Origin of the sequence: Citrobacter sp. Marseille-Q5395 (assembly GCF_947057495.1) — a bacterium.
In the GTDB taxonomy this organism is placed as follows: Bacteria; Pseudomonadota; Gammaproteobacteria; order Enterobacterales; family Enterobacteriaceae; genus Citrobacter; species Citrobacter murliniae.
In genome coordinates, this window is the sequence record NZ_CAMSEL010000002.1 from 225,887 (window position 1) to 243,248 (window position 17,362).

17 protein-coding genes are annotated in these 17,362 nt (G+C 46.5%); 4 read left to right on the forward strand and 13 right to left on the reverse strand.

All coding sequences use genetic code 11. From position 1 onward, the window contains the following. Nucleotides 1–4: 4 nt before the first annotated feature. Nucleotides 5–1,195: an MFS transporter gene (locus OH663_RS04725; protein WP_200011030.1), complete on the forward strand. Its 1,191-nt coding sequence runs from the start codon at nt 5–7 to the stop codon at nt 1,193–1,195. Between the two features lie 103 nt (nt 1,196–1,298). Continuing rightward, nucleotides 1,299–1,502, forward strand: a complete 204-nt coding sequence (locus tag OH663_RS04730) for a 2-hydroxymuconate tautomerase family protein (protein ID WP_045443799.1) — start codon at nt 1,299–1,301, stop codon at nt 1,500–1,502. A 126-nt stretch (nt 1,503–1,628) separates the two neighbouring features. On the opposite strand, the gene cbdX is transcribed toward OH663_RS04730, so the two are convergent. The 13 genes from cbdX to OH663_RS04795 form a co-directional block, all read right to left on the reverse strand. Beyond that, a complete protein-coding gene (cbdX, locus tag OH663_RS04735; RefSeq protein WP_071828965.1) occupies nt 1,629–1,718 on the reverse strand; it encodes a cytochrome bd-II oxidase subunit CbdX in 90 nt (29 codons plus the stop codon). Nucleotides 1,719–1,730: 12 nt separating this feature from the next. After that, entirely contained in the window at nt 1,731–2,867 is a 1,137-nt protein-coding gene (gene appB / locus OH663_RS04740) for a cytochrome d ubiquinol oxidase subunit II (protein ID WP_045443796.1), read from the reverse strand. A gap of 11 nt (nt 2,868–2,878) precedes the next feature. Beyond that, entirely contained in the window at nt 2,879–4,423 is a 1,545-nt protein-coding gene (gene appC / locus OH663_RS04745; RefSeq protein WP_200011029.1) for a cytochrome bd-II oxidase subunit 1, read from the reverse strand. Between the two features lie 100 nt (nt 4,424–4,523). Further along, entirely contained in the window at nt 4,524–5,381 is an 858-nt protein-coding gene (locus OH663_RS04750; RefSeq protein WP_200011028.1) for a hydrogenase expression/formation protein, read from the reverse strand. Beyond that, on the reverse strand, nt 5,378–5,782 hold the full coding sequence (gene hyaE / locus OH663_RS04755) for a hydrogenase-1 operon protein HyaE (RefSeq protein WP_200011027.1): 405 nt from the start codon (nt 5,780–5,782) through the stop codon (nt 5,378–5,380). Before hyaE ends, OH663_RS04750 begins: the two co-directional genes overlap by 4 nt. Then, complete coding sequence (gene hyaD, locus OH663_RS04760) at nt 5,776–6,369, reverse strand: hydrogenase 1 maturation protease (RefSeq protein WP_045443784.1); 594 nt, start codon at nt 6,367–6,369, stop codon at nt 5,776–5,778. The genes hyaE and hyaD overlap by 7 nt, the downstream gene beginning before the upstream one ends. Continuing rightward, entirely contained in the window at nt 6,366–7,100 is a 735-nt protein-coding gene (hyaC, locus tag OH663_RS04765; RefSeq protein ID WP_200011026.1) for a Ni/Fe-hydrogenase b-type cytochrome subunit, read from the reverse strand. Before hyaC ends, hyaD begins: the two co-directional genes overlap by 4 nt. Before the next feature lie 18 nt (nt 7,101–7,118). Further along, nucleotides 7,119–8,912: a Ni/Fe-hydrogenase large subunit gene (gene hyaB, locus OH663_RS04770; RefSeq protein ID WP_200011025.1), complete on the reverse strand. Its 1,794-nt coding sequence runs from the start codon at nt 8,910–8,912 to the stop codon at nt 7,119–7,121. Then, the gene (gene hyaA / locus OH663_RS04775; RefSeq protein WP_045449661.1) at nt 8,909–10,030 is read right to left on the reverse strand and encodes a hydrogenase 1 small subunit; all 1,122 of its coding nucleotides are present in this window, start codon (nt 10,028–10,030) and stop codon (nt 8,909–8,911) included. Before hyaA ends, hyaB begins: the two co-directional genes overlap by 4 nt. Before the next feature lie 597 nt (nt 10,031–10,627). Continuing rightward, nucleotides 10,628–11,692 (reverse strand): fimbrial protein, encoded by a 1,065-nt coding sequence (locus OH663_RS04780; RefSeq protein ID WP_200011105.1) that lies wholly within the window; start codon nt 11,690–11,692, stop codon nt 10,628–10,630. Between the two features lie 14 nt (nt 11,693–11,706). After that, entirely contained in the window at nt 11,707–14,199 is a 2,493-nt protein-coding gene (locus tag OH663_RS04785) for a fimbria/pilus outer membrane usher protein (RefSeq protein WP_200011023.1), read from the reverse strand. A gap of 15 nt (nt 14,200–14,214) precedes the next feature. Beyond that, nucleotides 14,215–14,910, reverse strand: a complete 696-nt coding sequence (locus tag OH663_RS04790) for a fimbrial biogenesis chaperone (RefSeq protein WP_045443760.1) — start codon at nt 14,908–14,910, stop codon at nt 14,215–14,217. A gap of 53 nt (nt 14,911–14,963) precedes the next feature. Next, nucleotides 14,964–15,551: a fimbrial protein gene (locus OH663_RS04795; protein ID WP_045443757.1), complete on the reverse strand. Its 588-nt coding sequence runs from the start codon at nt 15,549–15,551 to the stop codon at nt 14,964–14,966. A 414-nt stretch (nt 15,552–15,965) separates the two neighbouring features. On the opposite strand from OH663_RS04795, the gene OH663_RS04800 reads away from it, so the two are divergent. Then, nucleotides 15,966–16,775, forward strand: coding sequence for a winged helix-turn-helix domain-containing protein (locus OH663_RS04800; RefSeq protein ID WP_048221348.1), 810 nt, complete (start codon nt 15,966–15,968; stop codon nt 16,773–16,775). After that, nucleotides 16,776–17,267, forward strand: a complete 492-nt coding sequence (locus tag OH663_RS04805) for a hypothetical protein (RefSeq protein ID WP_200011022.1) — start codon at nt 16,776–16,778, stop codon at nt 17,265–17,267. It abuts the gene before it with no gap. Nucleotides 17,268–17,362 lie beyond the last annotated feature (95 nt).

Here is a 17,362-nt window from a genome sequence, read left to right on the forward strand (position 1 = left end):
AAAAATGGATCTTGAGCACAGCGTTGCTGGTCATCGTCAAGTGAGTACAGCTGTATTCGGCATGATCGTACTAACATTAGGAATGGGAATAGGGCGTTTTTTATATACACCTATGCTTCCGGTCATGCTGCATGAGGGTATTTTCACATTTTCGCAGTTGTCACTGATTGCCAGCGCAAACTATGCGGGATACCTGGTCGGAAGCCTTCTTTTCTCGTTCGGTATATTTAACGGGGCGAATCATCTCAGGGGAATGTTACTGGCAGCTGCGCTCGCCACCGGAATACTTATTTATTTCATGGCCATTGTGACGTCGCCTGAGATCGTTTTATGCATCAGATTTATGGCTGGAGTGGCGAGTGCGGGCATGATGATATTTGGATCAATGCTTATCCTGCAGCATACCCACAATCCCTTTGTCATCGCCTCCTTGTTTGCCGGTGTCGGAGCAGGCATTTTTATTGGTAACGAATATGTTATTGCCGGTGTTGCTTACGCGGCAAACTCAAAATTTTTATGGTCAGGTGCTGCGTTTATATCTGCAATGTTATTCGTAGTATTGATTATTTTGCTACCAAAAAATAAAAATATTATCGCACCCGAAAAAATGATCGCTACGTCAGTGCCTGATATTCAATGGTGGAATTTGGCACTATTGTATGGACTGGCCGGTTTTGGTTACATTATTGTGGCTACATATTTACCGTTAATGGCGCAAGGGATGGGAAATAACTTTCTGGCAAATCATATATGGTCGATTGTTGGTCTTGCGGTTATCCCCGGGTGTTACGGTTGGTTATGGGCTGCCCGTCAGTGGAATATCTTGCCTTGCCTGACTGTTAACTTAATTATGCAGGCGAGTTGTGTCGTATTGGCATCATTCATAAACTCTCCCTGGCTATTGACCTTAAGCTGTATTGGCTTTGGTGCAACATTTATGGGAACAAGTTCCCTGGTCATGCCACTGGCGAAAAAGATTAAAGCACCAGGTAAGATAAACATGCTGGGGCTGGTTACGCTTACCTACGGCATCGGGCAAGTCGCCGGACCGTTAATGGTGAGTGCGCTTCAGGCCAGCAAAAATGGGATGACGCTATCGATTCTTTTGGGCGCAGGTTCATTATTTGCCGCAGCAGGAATTAGCTATTTCCAGCACGAAAAAGTTAAATACTTAGATAGTTTTAGTAAAAAATGAAACAGAGTGTTTGCTAATAAATAGCATTGCCATGTTGGTGTTCGCTATTAAATAATGTAGCCGAAATTGGTTATAGTTACTTATATAATTAACAGGAGTTAACATGCCTTACGTAAATATAAAGATCACGAAAGAAGGTGCTACAGATAAACAAAAGAAAATGTTGATGGAAGGGGTTACCCAATTGTTGGTCGATGTGCTCAATAAAAATCCAAGTACAACTATTGTCGTTATTGATGAGGTTGACACAGATAACTGGGGTATTGGCGGCGTGCCCGTGACAGAACTCCGAAAAATCAGTAAGTAACATGTTGGCTGGTAGTGAGGAGCGCAAACTCTTCACTTCTGATGTTACACATGACTTAACAATGGATATTTTGCAATTACCAATAAAATAAACCGGAGGTTGCGTATCACTCCCTCCGGTTAAAATCTATTTCTGACGAGATTCAAGCCATACCTGGGCCAGCGTAGACAACGAGCACATCAGCACAATGCTGACGAACCAAAATAAATACCACATGGTACAGACCTCCTAGTAAAGTTCATGATGGTGGCGGCGGAGAGTTTCTGAATTAATTCGCCCCAACATCTTGTAATAACTCCACAAGGTGTAGAGCAGGACGATCGGCAGAAAAATCAACACAATAATCAGCATAATACTGAGCGTCATTTGACTGGAGGTGCTATCCCACACCGTCAGACTGGAAAGTGGGTGCGTGCTTGATGGCATCACAAACGGAAACAGAGTTATTCCGGCAGTGAAGATCACACAGGCCTGGGTCAGTGAAGAAAACAGGAATCCCCAGACAATCCGACGGTGGGTGCAGGCATAGAGTGTGAGCATCGGAAAAAGCATGCCAAGCAGCGGAATAATCAGCAGAAGCGGCGTATGCATGAAGTTATTCATCCAGGCACCAGGTAATATCGTCACGGCCTTTAGCAGCGGGTTGGAAGGGCCATTAGCATTTTGGCTGAGCAGTACAAAGCCATTAATACCCGCCCATAGCCAGTATCCGGCTAACAGGAAACAGAGCACTACCAGCATTGCGCTGCGGCTGGTGGCAGACAGCGCCCGTTGGCGAATAATGCCATCGGTCTTCAGCTGCAACCACACGCTCCCTTGCAGGATCACCAGCATCAGACTTAATGCGCCGCACAGCAGAGCAAAGGGCGAGAGTAACTGCCAGAAGGAGCCAAAGTATTCCACATGAAGCTGCGACGTAAAGGCAAATGGAACCCCGAGGAACAGATTGCCGAACGCAACGCCGAAGATAACAGGGGGCACCAGACTCCCTATAACCAATCCGGTGTCCCACAAGGCGCGCCAGCGACTATTAACAATCTTACCGCGATAGTCAAAGGCCAACGGACGAAAGAAGAGAGCACACAGCACCAGAATCATCGCTACGTAAAACCCCGAAAACGCGGCGGCATAGACACGTGGCCAGGCGGCGAATAATGCACCGCCTGCCAGAATGAGCCACACCTGGTTACCTTCCCAGTGCGCACCGACGCTATTGATCAACACCCGACGTTCGTCATCGTTACGTGCGATCAGTGGTAACAGGCATCCCACTCCCATATCAAATCCGTCAGTGACCATAAATGCTACCAGAATGATGCCTATCAGCAGCCACCAAATGAGCCGTAACGTTTCATAATCCAACATGATTGTCTCCTTTATCCCTGTTGTTGCATCGGTTGTTGATTCTGCATCGCACTCGGCCCAAGACGTGCGTACTTTTGCATCAGATAGACTTCAGCAATTAAAAACAGGGTGTAAAGCGTAAGGATCAGTCCCATAGAGAAGGCCAGTTGACCTGCGGTCAGGGCTGAATGAGCGTACCAGGTCGGTAGAATGTCCTGAATCGCCCACGGTTGTCGGCCAAACTCTGTCATAAACCAGCCTGCTTCAATGGCGATCCACGGTAACGGCAGGCTCCAGAGCGTCATACGCAGCACCCAGCGATGTTGGTCGATGCGCATGCGTAAGGTCTGTATCAGTGCAATCGCCATTACCAGCAGCAGAGCGGAGCCGCATCCCACCATGATGCGAAAACTCCAGAATACAGGTGCTACCTGAGGTATTGCGCCGCGTTGCGCCGCCTGATATTGATCTGGTGTGACATTGTTCATGTCGGGGGCAAAATTCGCCAGCAGGATGCCATAACCCAGATCATTTTCTACGCGGTGGAAAGCGCTGAGCACCTGAGGTGTGCGGTCCCCATTGGCAATTTTCTGCATCAGCAGCCACGCAATCCGGCCACGTTGCAATCGGGGTAACGTCTCCGCCATCAGATTCTTCAACCCTGGAACCGGCGTATCTAACGAGTGGGTAGCCAGAATGCCAAGCAGTGCAGGTATCTTCACGGCAAAGGCATTACGCTCTTGTTCCTGTTGTGGCCAGGCGATCACATGAAATGGGGCCGGCGCAGGTTCGGTTTGCCACTCGCCTTCCATTGCTGCCAGTTTTACCGGCTGGAGTCGGGCAACCTCATAGGCAGAGCTGTCACCCAGTTGCAGAGCGCCGAGGATAGCCAGTGTGCCGAATACTGAGCTAACCGCGAAGGAGCGAAGGGCAAACTCGCGATTGCGACCACGCAACAGATACCAGGCGCTGATAGACATAACAAACATAGCGCCAGTTACATAACCGGACATCACGGTATGCACAAATTTCACCTGGCTGACGGGGTTGAAGACCAGATCGCTAAAGCTGCTCATCTCCATGCGGAGTGTATCTATATTGAAGTGCGCGCCTGTCGGGTATTGCATCCAGCCGTTGGCATTGAGGATCCACAGCGCCGAGATATTGGAGCCAAACGCGACCAGCCAGGTCACCAGCAGGTGCTGATATTTGGTTAAGCGATGCCAGCCGAAAAAGAACAATCCCACGAAAGTGGATTCAAGAAAGAAGGCCAGCAGGGCCTCCATCGCCAGCGGGGCACCGAAAATATCGCCCACATAGTTGGAATAGAGTGACCAGTTAGTGCCGAACTGAAACTCCATGGTCAGGCCGGTCGCCACTCCCAAAGCAAAGTTAATGCCGAATAACTTACCCCAGAAACGCGTCATATCGCGGTAGATTGTTTTGCCCGTCACCACGTAGAGGGTTTCCATGATGGCCAGTAAAAAGATCAACCCCAGTGTCAGGGGGACAAACAGGAAATGATAAAGCGCGGTCAGAGCAAATTGCCAGCGCGATAAGTCAATGACATCCCACATGCGAACTCCTGTAGGCAATAATCAGATGAATGGAAATAATGGGAAAGACAAACTGCGTCAGACCAGCAACAGAAAATGCAACTGGCCCAGGTAACGGACCTTAAAAATGTGGAGGCCCTTCCAGCCAGCCGCAGACTTCGTTCAGGCGCTGGAGTGAGTCGAGCAGATCTTCCGGCGCGGCCTGCACCAGTTCAGGCAACGGACAGATTTCGTAACTATCGAGCAGGATCCCCTTGAGAGTATCCAGACAGCGGACATGCCAGACATGGCGTAATGCCGTGGCATCGATTTGGCTTTCACCGTAACCAACAGTGCGGATCTGGATGTGGCCCTGGCCGCATAAGCGTGTGAGGAACAGACGGTCAGCGTCGCTAATCGGGAGTTGGGTGAGATTGATACTGTGGGGTTGCGTTGCCGGGTTGCGAACGTGTGCCAGTAATTCCTGGGCCAGCGTCAGGCCATTCATCAACCCGTCGACTGGCGGTGGCAGCAGGGTATCGTCCGGCAATGTATTCAGTGTTGCCACCTGCCACAGCACCAGAGGGGCGCTACCCGCTTCCAGTCGCTCTTCCCATTGCTGATTGCTGGACTGGCGACGTATCCGCCAGATACCACAGAAAATTGACTCCTGGATCTCGCTCTCGCTGCCATCTGCATGCTGAATACGTGCTGAAACTTCTCCTTCACCCAGCAATGTATTGAGAAACGTGAGATCGTCTGCATTTAGTGCGGATAAATCCCACCCGAGGACTTCCTCTTTGGCAGGGATGCGCCGGGTGAGTTGTTTGCGCAGTTCGGCTAACAATGCCATCACCGTCGGGCTATGCTGGCAGCTTTCCAGCGCCGCCATGCTGAGGGCGCTGTTTACCTGGCAGGTGAGAGGCAATGGATTCATAGTAAAACTGTCATCGTCTGGTTGTGTCCCCGGCCCCAGCAGATGGAAAAAGGAATCGCTCATTTTTCTGACTCCGCTGGAACGTGTTCTTCAACCAGTGGGCGCATCAGGGAAAGCAGATCGGCCCATGGGTGGATGCCGCTGAGGATGCCGCGTAGTTCCCCGCGGGTAAACACCAGGGTGGCAGGGAAACGAAATACGCCGAAACGATCGCCAATTGCTTCACTTTGTTCCAGGTCAGCCATGGCTATGTGCCAGTCAAACAGGGGAAACTCACGGAGTAATTCGGCCATCATCACCGGGTTATCGCTGACTTCCGGTGTGCGGCGGGGATCGCTACTGAGCAGTACGACGCCATCACTAACACGTTCTATCCAGGTGTCCAGTTCAGACGCGTTCAGCGGCTGCCAGCCACGGGCCAGCATCCGTTGCCATAGCGCAGAAAACGGGTTGTCATTCAACACTTCTCTTGTTCCTCCAGCGTCATCCGGTACTGGCGGATGCGTATACCTTCATAGTTTTCCATCGACAGGCATTCATAGTTAAGGCAACGCGCTTCTTCGTTTGCTTCTGGCACAATGCCCCATGCAGCCAGTTGCCTAAGTGAGGCTTGCTCCGCAGCCAGTAGCTGAGCGCGCGCGATGTCGGTCAGACTCCCACCATATTCGTCCAGTTGTGCCGGTTGCAGCCCGACCAAAGCAATGTGCGAGGGCAGATGACCGCGAATATCAGCCAGGGCAAGCACCTCGGAAAAGCTGTTCTGGTGCAGGCTCATCTTTTTTGCGCTGAGGTAACTGGGAACTTTTTCACCGGCGTAGGTTTGCAGGGTGCCTGGTGCGAGTCCGTAGTCGATGGCGTCAAGCAGCAACAAATGGCTGGCACTCTCAACGTAACCCAGAAGGTTCAATCCCTGAGTGCCACCGTCAACGATCTCCACGTATTCCGGCCAGTGGTAATGGGCGTACAGGCGTTCAGCGACACGAATGCCAAATCCTTCGTCTGCCCACAACAAGTTGCCCAGGCCCATCACAATGACGTTTGGCTCACTCATGACGCCTCCTTGTCGTGCTGACGTCGGGGAAATTTGTGGCTACGGTAGCCGTTGATCATGGTTGAGATGACGGTATCGTCAGACATGATGTCCTCGCGGATTGCCATATACACATGTCCGGTGATGAAGGCAGCAATGAGCCACATTCCTAACCGGTGCCAGCTGTGAATGTCGATAGAGTTACCACCAGCCCAGTAGAAAAATGCCGTCACATAGTGGAAGGGGGTAAAGATGGCGTACTGACTATGCTCGCTGTATAGGGCAAAACCGGTGAGGATCATAAAAACCGATAACAGGAAGTAACCGAACATCGCTGCCTGTGCGACAGGGTTATGTCCGATATCATCCCTCGGTTTTTTTTCCAGAAACAGATACCAGCGCACCACCGAAAATGCCCCCAGCCACCAACTGCGGCGCCAGACCGGTACCACAAACAGTTCTCGTGAATAATGGTTACCCACGAAGGCCCAGTAGATGCGCCCCAGCAGTATCACCGTGAACAGCATCGCGGCAGCGAAATGCACCAACCGAATGTCTCCCATATAGAACAGATAGGTGGCCTCACCACTGACGGAGGGTAAAGGGCGGCCAATAAAGTATCCCGTCACCATCAAAACCAACATGCAGCCCACCGTAAGCCAGTGCCACAAGCGCACAGGTGCTTCGAACACATAGTGGCTGACGGCGGTGTCACGCGCCTCCCCGACGCGTTTGGGTATCGTTCCAGTCATCGTTCCTTTCCTTAACGCTTAGCGTACCTGGACTGAGATGAGTTCGCTGCCGTCGTCGCCGAGTACGTGGGTTGAACAAGCCAGACAGGGATCGAAACTGTGCAAAGTTCGCAGGATCTCCAGTGGTTGATCCGGGATTGCCATCCGGGTTCCCATCAATGCCGCTTCGTAGGCACCAATTTGTCCTTTGGGGTCGCGCGGACTGGCATTCCAGGTTGTCGGAACCACACACTGATACAGATCGATCTTATGATCGCGAATCGACGCCCAGTGCCCTAATGCTCCGCGAGGCGCTTCGGTAAAACCGATACCGCGACAGTGTTGCGGCCAACTTGCAGGTTCCCACTTATCGGTATTGGCAGTAGCCAGATTGCCGTTTTTCAGGTTGGTCATCAGTTTGTCGAAGAAGTATTGCAGTTTACTCACGGCCCACTGTGCTTCATGTGCGCGACACAGGATGCGACCCAGCGTTGACTGAATACCCGATAATGGCAGGTTGAGCGCGGACATCATTCGATCTACTGATTCAATCGTGGCGGCATCTCCTTTGTGGTAGGCAATCAGCGTGCGCGCTAACGGTCCAACTTCCATGGCGTGACCACGCCAGCGAGGCGCTTTAATCCAGGAGTAGCGTTCTTGCTCGTTGAGTTGCTGGATATGAATATCACTGCCTTTGACGTCGCCCGGGTTATACCAGGGCTCTGTGATACCTTCGAACGGATGGCGGCCCAGTTGATCGTCAGGGTAACGATACCAGGCGTGATCTACGAATTCCTGAATCTGTTGCTGATCGGCCAGATCTACTGGCATCACGTTATTAAAATCGCCATTAATGACAGCGCCACCAGGCATCAGCAGACTCTTCTGGCTGAAGTCGTTAGCGATGTCCGGGAAAGCGCCGTAGCTCAATACGCATTTATCAGACAGTCCGGTACCAATTTGACTCCACGCCTTATTGAACTGGCCGATGGCCAGTGCGTCAGGGACCATCACATTGTTGATGAAGTCGGCCGTGCGGGTGATGATCGACTGAACCAGGTTGAGACGTTCCATATCGACAGCGCCTACCGCGCCGCTCTGATCGATGTTGATAGCGCATGGCATGCCACCGACAATCCAGTTAGGATGGGGATTCTTACCGCCAAACACGGTATGGATTTTGATAATCTCGCGCTGAAAATCGAGGGCTTCCAGATAGTGGGCAAAACCCATCAGGTTGGCCTCCGGCGACAGTTTGTACTGAGGGTGTCCCCAATAACCGTTACGGAAGATCCCCAACTGACCACCTTCGACAAATTTCTTCAGACGGTTTTGTACGTCAAAGAAGTAGCCAGGTGATGACATCGGCCACGAAGAGAGACTCTGTGCCAGTTGTGATGTTGCGCGCGGATCGGCTTTCAGGGCGTTCAGGACGTCAATCCAGTCCATTCCGGCTAACTGATAAAAGTGCACCAGGTGGTCATGGCACCACAGTGTGGCCAGCATGATGTTACGAATGATGTTGGCGTTATCGGGCACTTTGATGCCAATGGCATCTTCAATGGCATAGACCGATGCAAGCGCATGTACGCCGGTACATACTCCGCAAATACGTTCGACAAACGCCCAGGCGTCACGCGGGTCGCGTCCCTGAAGAATAATCTCCAGGCCCCGAAACATGGTGCCGCAGGAAACTGCATTAGTAATGATGTTTTGCTCATCAATGTTTACCTCGCATCGCATGTGTCCTTCGATACGGGTAATTGGGTCTACAACCAGACGACGACCGGCATTATTTACTGTATATCCCTGGGTTTGATACTGGTTACTCATGCCTGTTTGTCCTCTTTGTCTGACTGCTGTTGTCCGGCTTCTGCTAATTGCTGTTTATGTCGGTTGTGTTGATTCACGGCGCTGGCGACAGCATGCACGCCCACACTTGCGGCTACGACACCGAGGGCGGTGAGACCCACGGTATCGGCGGTAGAGTGAGTACCCATCTGTGGAATATCGACCACACGGCTATAGAACGAACCGCGATCCCAGAAACCGTTCTCTGAACATCCCAGACAACCGTGACCAGACTGGATCGGGAAGGAGACACCACCATTCCAGCGGGTGGTAGAACAGGCGTTATAGGTGGTTGGCCCTTTACAGCCCATTTTGTACAGGCAGTATCCTTTACGGGCGGCGTCATCATCCCAACTCTCGACGAACTCACCGGCATCAAAATGCGCGCGGCGGTAACATTTGTCGTGAATGCGCTGGCCATAAAACATGAGTGGGCGTCCCAGACGATCCAGGTCAGGCAGACGATCAAAGGTCACCATATAAGTAATGATGGCGCTCATGACATCCGGGATGGGGGGGCAACCGGGGACCTTGACGATCGGTTTGTCGGTGATCACTTTATCGATAGGTGTCGCCTGGGTTGGATTAGGCCGGGCCGCCTGAACGCAGCCCCAGGAAGCGCAGGTTCCCCAGGCGATAATCGCGCTGGCTCCCGCCGCGGCTCTCTTTAATTTCTCGATAAATGGGCGTCCGCCGCTGATGCAGAACATGCCTTGCTCACCCAGAGGAGGGTTACCTTCTACTGCCAATATATATCTGCCGTGGTAGCGGTTGAGGATGTCATCAAATACCTCTTCGGCCTGCGTACCGGCGGCGGCCATCAGGGTGTCGTCATAATCGAGGGAAATCAGTGAGAGGATGACATCTTTGGCGAGAGGGTGAGAGGAGCGGATAAACGATTCGGTGCAGCAGGTACATTCCAGGCCATGGATCCAGACAACCGGAATTCTGGGTTTATTCTCCAGTGCCCAGGCTATTTTCGGCGTCATTCCGGCACCGAGACCCAGCGATGTGGCTGCAAGGCTACAATATTTGAGAAAACTGCGTCGGCTTACTCCCTTACGACGCATGGCTTGATAAAAAGTCTCCTCGTTATTCATATTCATAACGCGCGTTTCTTCTCCTTTCTGCACCGCACTCCACCAGTGGCATACGGTGCATTTGCGAACCCGCCGACGTTCTACTGACAAGGAAAATTATCGCATTGCACACCACATGTGCAGCGCGATTGCACTCCATCCTGTACTGGCAAACGCCGCCAGAGATAATGTGAAAAAAGAGTATCCGATCAGCGGTAAGAAACAATGCAATGGGTGTGGTTATATCTTATTGCGATATATTCGTGCCTGTTTTCTGCTTTGCGGTCATGAAAGTGGTGCAAACAAGCTAACCGTAGAAAACGTAACCGGATCCATCGGGGCAAAAGCGATAAGTGGTAAAAGCGGAGATGGGCTGGCAAGTCTCAAAGAAATCCACGCAAGTGCGTGGATTTTTAAAACTGTAATACGACGTTTGTACACAAGGTCCAATGTAGCGCTCCACTTTTTTATGTGTGGATGCGTTTCTCCTTTTTACCTGATATGCAGTTGTCAGGAAAATATTACTGATACCACCTGTTATCGCTCAGTGATGAGATGTTTTCGTTATTATTTTTAGTAAGTTTAAAAAACATCATCATAAAATTTAGAATGTTCATTTTATGGATAAATAATATTTAATGTGGCGGATGTATTTATTTTACCCTGGGTAATGTTTTCTTTATCCCATGCGTAATAGTATACTGTCATTGGAATTGAGAAATTATCGCTTATAGAGTGTCCAGCCGTAACATTATAAAGCAGCGTTGCCATACCCCTGCTGGTGTTTGAGGTGGAAATCATAACTGGTGTTTGCGGTTTACTCTGTAGAGTCAAACGCAATCCAATGCCTTTTATTCCAGATGCGCTGTTGTCCACGAGTACTGAATTATCAGAGGAGTGTAACGTATTGCTTGACAAAAACATTTCGATTGCCCGGTCTGAAGTGCCAGCTATGCTTATATCCTGACATCGCATATTCAATATAAAAGGTGTTAATCCGGGCTGGTTTGAAGAGTTAATCTGGTTTACTCCCAGGGTAGGGAGACTGACCGTCAACCCAGCATTAATAAATGAACAAGTAGTCTGTTTCGGTGAGTATTTAATTATCATGGGTTGACCAAACATGTCGCGCGTATCATATGGCCACCTGAAACCGTTGAATAGCCATGTGAATATTTTTTGTACCTGATTTAATGGCCATAATATGATTTCTGAAAAGGACAATCCACTAAGATCACTCACAAACAAAACATCATAAAGTTTCACTGTTTCTCCTGTGATAGCCATTCCTCCCTGGTTTACCAGCGAAAATCGTACGTTGAAACGGGTATTCAACTCTGAAGCAGAGTGCAATCCATTCGATTTCAAAGTAACTGTTGAATGAGTACTCGTTATTTCTGCAAGTATCATGTGTTTATTATTGTTGAATCCAAGAATGGTTGCGTATTTTATGTTATTTGAGAGTATCGGAGTATACGCAAAATCACTATTATATGTTGTACAGTTAAAAGTGCCAGCATACTGAGTAGTGAACGTCCCCGTCCATTCTGGCGTAGCCGTGCTTAGTTTGTCTGATAAATCGACATTTATGGGGGCGGCATAGCTTATACCATTACCGGAGCAGGTTGCGTAGCTAGTGCTGCTGACAAAAGCGAACAACATGAGAAGGAGCCACTTCATTATTATCGATCCTGTTTTTATTTACAAATAGCAGTAGGTGAATTCAAACTGAATACGGGATATGTTATGTCACAGTAACTATCACGCATCCTGACTCTCAGGCGTTTTGGTGGATGTTCTGCACGCAAATAAAGCATGCTTGCCTGGCCGACATAACCAACAGAGATATTCTCTTCATTAAAGACTTCAGTACCGAAAGGTAGGGGAGAAGCATCAGACCGTGTTGCGTGAAGTTCCCATGTTTGTCGCTTATCTGTTTCAAAATATAGATAATTAATTGCACCATCGTATGGTGCGCTATTTGCCATATTTCCTATTATTTCTGCTCCTGAATGGGTGTCTGTTTCTGCTAACGTAATTGAATTTTTGCGATAAGGCGTAGCATAAGGTACAAGTGCCAGGCCCTTATTGTTTGTAATGATGCTTTCATCACCATTTATCATTAACCCTGAGGCTGCAGGTGCTTCTACGATAGTCATCGTATTGCTTATTTCATTCGAGGTGAGAATACTCCATGGGAACGCTACAATGCTTCCTCGACTGCTCATACCTGACTGCCGAAAATTCGCTGATTTGCTGTATGATGTCCCCAGGGTAGAATAGTTGGACCTGTATGTGGCATTAAGACTCGCCATATTATCACCATTATTTGAGTGGCTTTCGGACAGGGAATAAGTTAACCGGTTTGAAGCCATTGCTGTCCCGCTTATACTAATGTTGCTTTGTTCATAATGTGTATCACTGACAGAAACACTGGAACTTATCCAGGCTGTCTCTTCAAATAATGAAAATGGCAAACTTAATGAAGCATACATACGTGTTTCTTCTTTTCCTTGAATATCCCTTACGCGGCTGGAAGAGATGGAATAGCTGGTTTTTCCCACCGAATTTGAATATCCCATTTGATATTCGAGTTTTTTTTGTCCTGAATCCCAGTAATCGCTCTGTGTACCCGATAAAAATATAGTCCCCCATGAGTCAGTCAAACGCTGGTTTAAGTTGAGCGTAAATGTATTTTTAGGACGTGTAGTGTATGTTGCCTCTTTAGTATTAAAAGGCGTATTTGTTGCATTATAAACATTATCTGTATAGTCTTCATGGCTTATTTTCAGAAGATGATAACTCTCATGTGAATAAAGTGCGTCGTTGAAACTATAATATCCTTTTGTTGAATAATGATAAGCCGCCACAGTAAAGTTTGTGGCAGTGGAATCGATAAATTTGCTGTAGGATATCCTGTAGCTTTGCCCACTATTTGTAGCATTCTCTAGCTTAGTGTTTGCGTGGGTAACATCTATTGAAACTGCGCCGAAAGGAAGGTTCCAGCCAGAACCGAACAAACTTGCCTGGTAGTTATCACTAATGATCGCCCCGGTGTAACCCGTAATTAGGTTATTGATGCCATAACTGAAAGTCCCCTGAACAAAAGAGGGAGTGGTATCAATAGTGGTCTGGTTAACTTGCCCTGCGATAATACCGTATTGAGTTACCCCTGCTTTTAGCATGCCAGGCACAGATGAAAAAGGCACGGTGAAAGATTGCTCTGTCCCATCGGCTTCACGAATGACCACCAGGAGATCTCCTGCGGAACCTGTTGGCTGAATACTGTCCAGGGAAAATTGGCCCGGTGGTACATTCTCCTGGTAAATGATATTGCCGCTTTGGATTACTTTAACGAGAGCGTTTGTCTGCGCGATACCATGTATCACTGGAGAAAAACCTTGTTGAGAATTAGGCCGCATTTTCATCTCAGAATTAATTGAAAACCCTCGGATCCTAAGGGAGTCAAAGAGATCTCCGGGTGTATAGAAATCACCGAAAGTCAGATTTGATTTCAGTCCGGCAATGGGTTTGCGAAAGTAACGGGTATTATTTTCCCACTGGCCTTCGTTACTGGTGCGCTTACTCCATGTGCTGTTATCACGAAATTGCCAACCGAGCAGATTAACCCCGGAATTAAGACCAGCGTAGAAATCATCATTGTTGACTTTTGGGGGTGTTTTAGTTTGCGTGTTGTAGTAGGTCATGTTGTATGAAAGTGTTATTGCAGAGATACCTTCATCCCAAAATTGTGGGGCAACATAACCTTCTTCTGTACGAATTATCGCGGCCTGAGGAACAGTAAGTTTTACACTTAACGAACCTGGATCCGTTTCAATACGTCCTCCCTGTACCAAATCATGCAATTGCACCTGAGCGGATTCAGTTGCAGGTGTAGGGATATTTTGAGTATTAATTCCTAGTAGTTGTGAATCTTTCCAGTCGAGACGGATATCATCTCGTTCTTTTCCGTATATGACATCATAGCAGCCTTTCCAGTTACCATTTACGTAGATATTTAATGGATGTTTACCAACTGGCATTTCATTATTTTCATAAAAGCGAGAAAGATCAGACTTGCCAGATGCTCCAGCAAGTATAGAAGTATCGAAAGTCAGGGCGCTCGATCTGTACGAAAATAGAAGCGGACATATAACCAATAGATAAAACTTGTTTTGTGTAATTTGCATGATGAAACATTCCTATCACTGACTGGTGATAGTGTGGCGTTTATATGCCCCCAGGTCATCAACATACATAATCCAGTATTTTTGACCCGGGTTGATAGTTTTTGTTGTTAAGGTGATTTCATGTGCAAATGGCGAAATCATCAACGGCTCATTCAGTAATTTATCTTTTTGAATATTTTCAATATTAGCAATAGTAATATTAAAAGGACTTTCATTAATGATACGTAGCTGCTTATGTTCTGCGATAAATTTTAGCCTGGACAATGCACTATCCACAGAACCATTTAAAGCGGCAGGGCGATAAAATAGTTTGATACGAGTCTTGATAGCAAGTTGTATTGTATTCTGACCATGTAAATTTTCAGGGGTCGGTGGAATATCCAGTACATTGAGAAAGAAAACGGATTCACGATCTGTCGGCAGATTCGCCGGTATCTTTTTGATGCGAAGATGTTGACCATTATTAGGGTTAACCTTTATTACTGGGGGGGAAAGCAGAAAGGGAACATTTGCAGTTTCTGGGGTTGATTTTATGTTCCCATCATCAATCCATGATTGAACTAAAGAAGGAGCATCGCCATTATTAATTAATTGAACGATAACTTCTTTACTCTTTTCAGGATAAAGAATTCGCGTGCCATTGATCACTATATTAGCATGTGTATTGCTAATGCTTAGAAAAAACACAGTCAGTAAAGTTGCTTTAAGCATGATTATAACCTTTAATTCAGACTCTGCTTTTGCAGAGTCTGAATGGGTGAGACTTACAGGTATGAAATGGTATAAGTAACGTTCGAACTTAATGCCCCCACAGTGGCGGCAGTGGTATTTGTCTTATAGTAGTAAACATCCAGAGTGAGTGTCTCTTCGTCAGATAATTTTGCGGCTTCTGTAATCGAGGTTGTATATGGTTGGTTTAGAATAATTGGTGCGGTAGCACCCGGCTCTACAAGTGAGAAGCCAACATTACGTGCAACGCTTGGGTCGTTTTCGTTGACGGAGTTATTTAATAAATATTTCCCATCAGTTGAAATATTATCAGCAGAAAAGAAATTAATTTTCAAAAAATGGATACCTGAGGTACTAACTGCTGGTGTACAATCAGAGAATGTCATTGAAAATGACTTTTTATTTTTGTTGATAAGGCCTACAGTATTTCCTGCTTCCGTAATTGTAATAGGAGAGAGCGCTACAGTAAAGTCAGCACTTTTACCTCCATTAATTGTACAAGTTGTATCTGTAATAGCACCACTAAAGTTGATAACGCCACCAGCAGTATCGTCGGCAGCAATCGTACTTGCTGAAGTGGTAACTGCTGCAAATGCAGATACGATCATGACCTTTTTAATCATAATAAACTCCGTTTGATTGATATCAAATAATATGGGTATGTAGCGGGGGAGTTGATTCTTTCGCACAGATTTACCATTGAATTAAATACGTGACTAAAATTTTCTAATCAGAAACATCAGAGGTATATGTATGTCGATGAAACGACTCTGCTTCAACGTGAGTATCATGCAACAAAAAGACACATATCAAAACATTATACTGATTAATGGCGATAAACGACATTATAATCTTCTTTGCTGGGCTGAATTATTTTTACTATCTACTACGCCTGATATATCTATGCATAATAATCATTTAATAATTCTTAATTAACCAGGATATATAACTTCATTGCGGTTAATTAGTTGGCTTTACTTGACGCATAATATTTTGTGGGTATTATTTCTCTTATGTACTAGCTCGTAAGGATACTTATGAAGTACCTCATTGATCTTACAATGCTTTACGAAGTCGATAGCGGAATTATTATGATTAATGGTGAGGAAGAATCATCGATTCATTTATCTAATCAAGGTGCAAGATTATTATACGTATTAATCATTAATAATGGACACGTAGTAGAACGTGAAGATTTGATAAAGAAAGTGTGGGAAGATCATGGATTCACAGGTTCTTCAGTGAGTCTGAATGTAGCTGTAAGTGAAATAAGAAAAGCGTTTCGTTATCTCGGATGTGACCCCATGCTGATAAGGACCATCCGTGGCAAGGGTTTCTGTCTTGAGGCGAATATTGATCATCACACACTGAGAGTTTCTGATAGTCAAAAACAGGTGGCAGAAAAAATACCCCGCAATAAAATTTTCCTCATGAATACCCGTTGGCATTTTTGTTCTCAATTTTCACGACAGCATGTATGGAAGTTGAGGGTGTTTTTTATCAGTATTTTTATAGGGATAACTACATTTTTGCTACTAATTCGAAAAGACGATTACCCGCACCCGTATTCAGAAGGTATTCATCAACATTTTCTCGGTAAAATTAGTGAATGTGCAGTTTATTTTGTTGGGAAAAACAAAGTTGAGCCAGTAAATCATTATCTGGACAGGATACGAAATATGATTGTTGATGAGCATGTCAATTGTCAATTACCCGGTGCTGATGTCTACTATTCAAACTTTGGACAACACCAGATTGAAATTGTTTTTTTAGGTGTATGCTATTGGAATAAAGAGGCCGACGATTATAAAAATTGTATATCTTACAGGAACATGACAGGAACTTAGATGATGACTGATAAGTTGTTAAAGATAATATTTGTCATAATTATGTTGATTGCCACTGGTTGTGTGATTTTTTATTACTTTATCCGGGATGAACATCATCTTGATGATTTTCGGTGTCAATCAGATGTCGTTGTACGTAAAGCTGATTCATCTGGTGAAGATGCAGAGATCCGTGTGACATCTTTTTTTATCTTTAATAGTTCTGGCGCTGTTACTATCATTCATAAAGGAATAATGACTCAGAAGGGGGAAAGTTATCTGATTAATAGAGATTATCAGGTTAGTGTAGATAAGGTCGTTGGTTCAAATATTTTTAATATAACGGATGTAAAAATGACTAAAACTCCAGAGGATTTAGCGCCTGAGGTTATGTTAAATGAAATGGTACTTGGAGGTACAAATTTCTTCTCTGTCTCTCAGATCAAGGGGCAGGTGAGGCTTATCCAGGGACTTGTACTACCTGTTATGGTTTGCGTTGATATGTATTCGTGAATTTTATTTGGCCGTTTCAATACGGAGATTATCCATCACGGATAATTGCAGTTGTTTGAGTTGCTGTAGTTAGCTAACCAAAGTTTAAATGATTT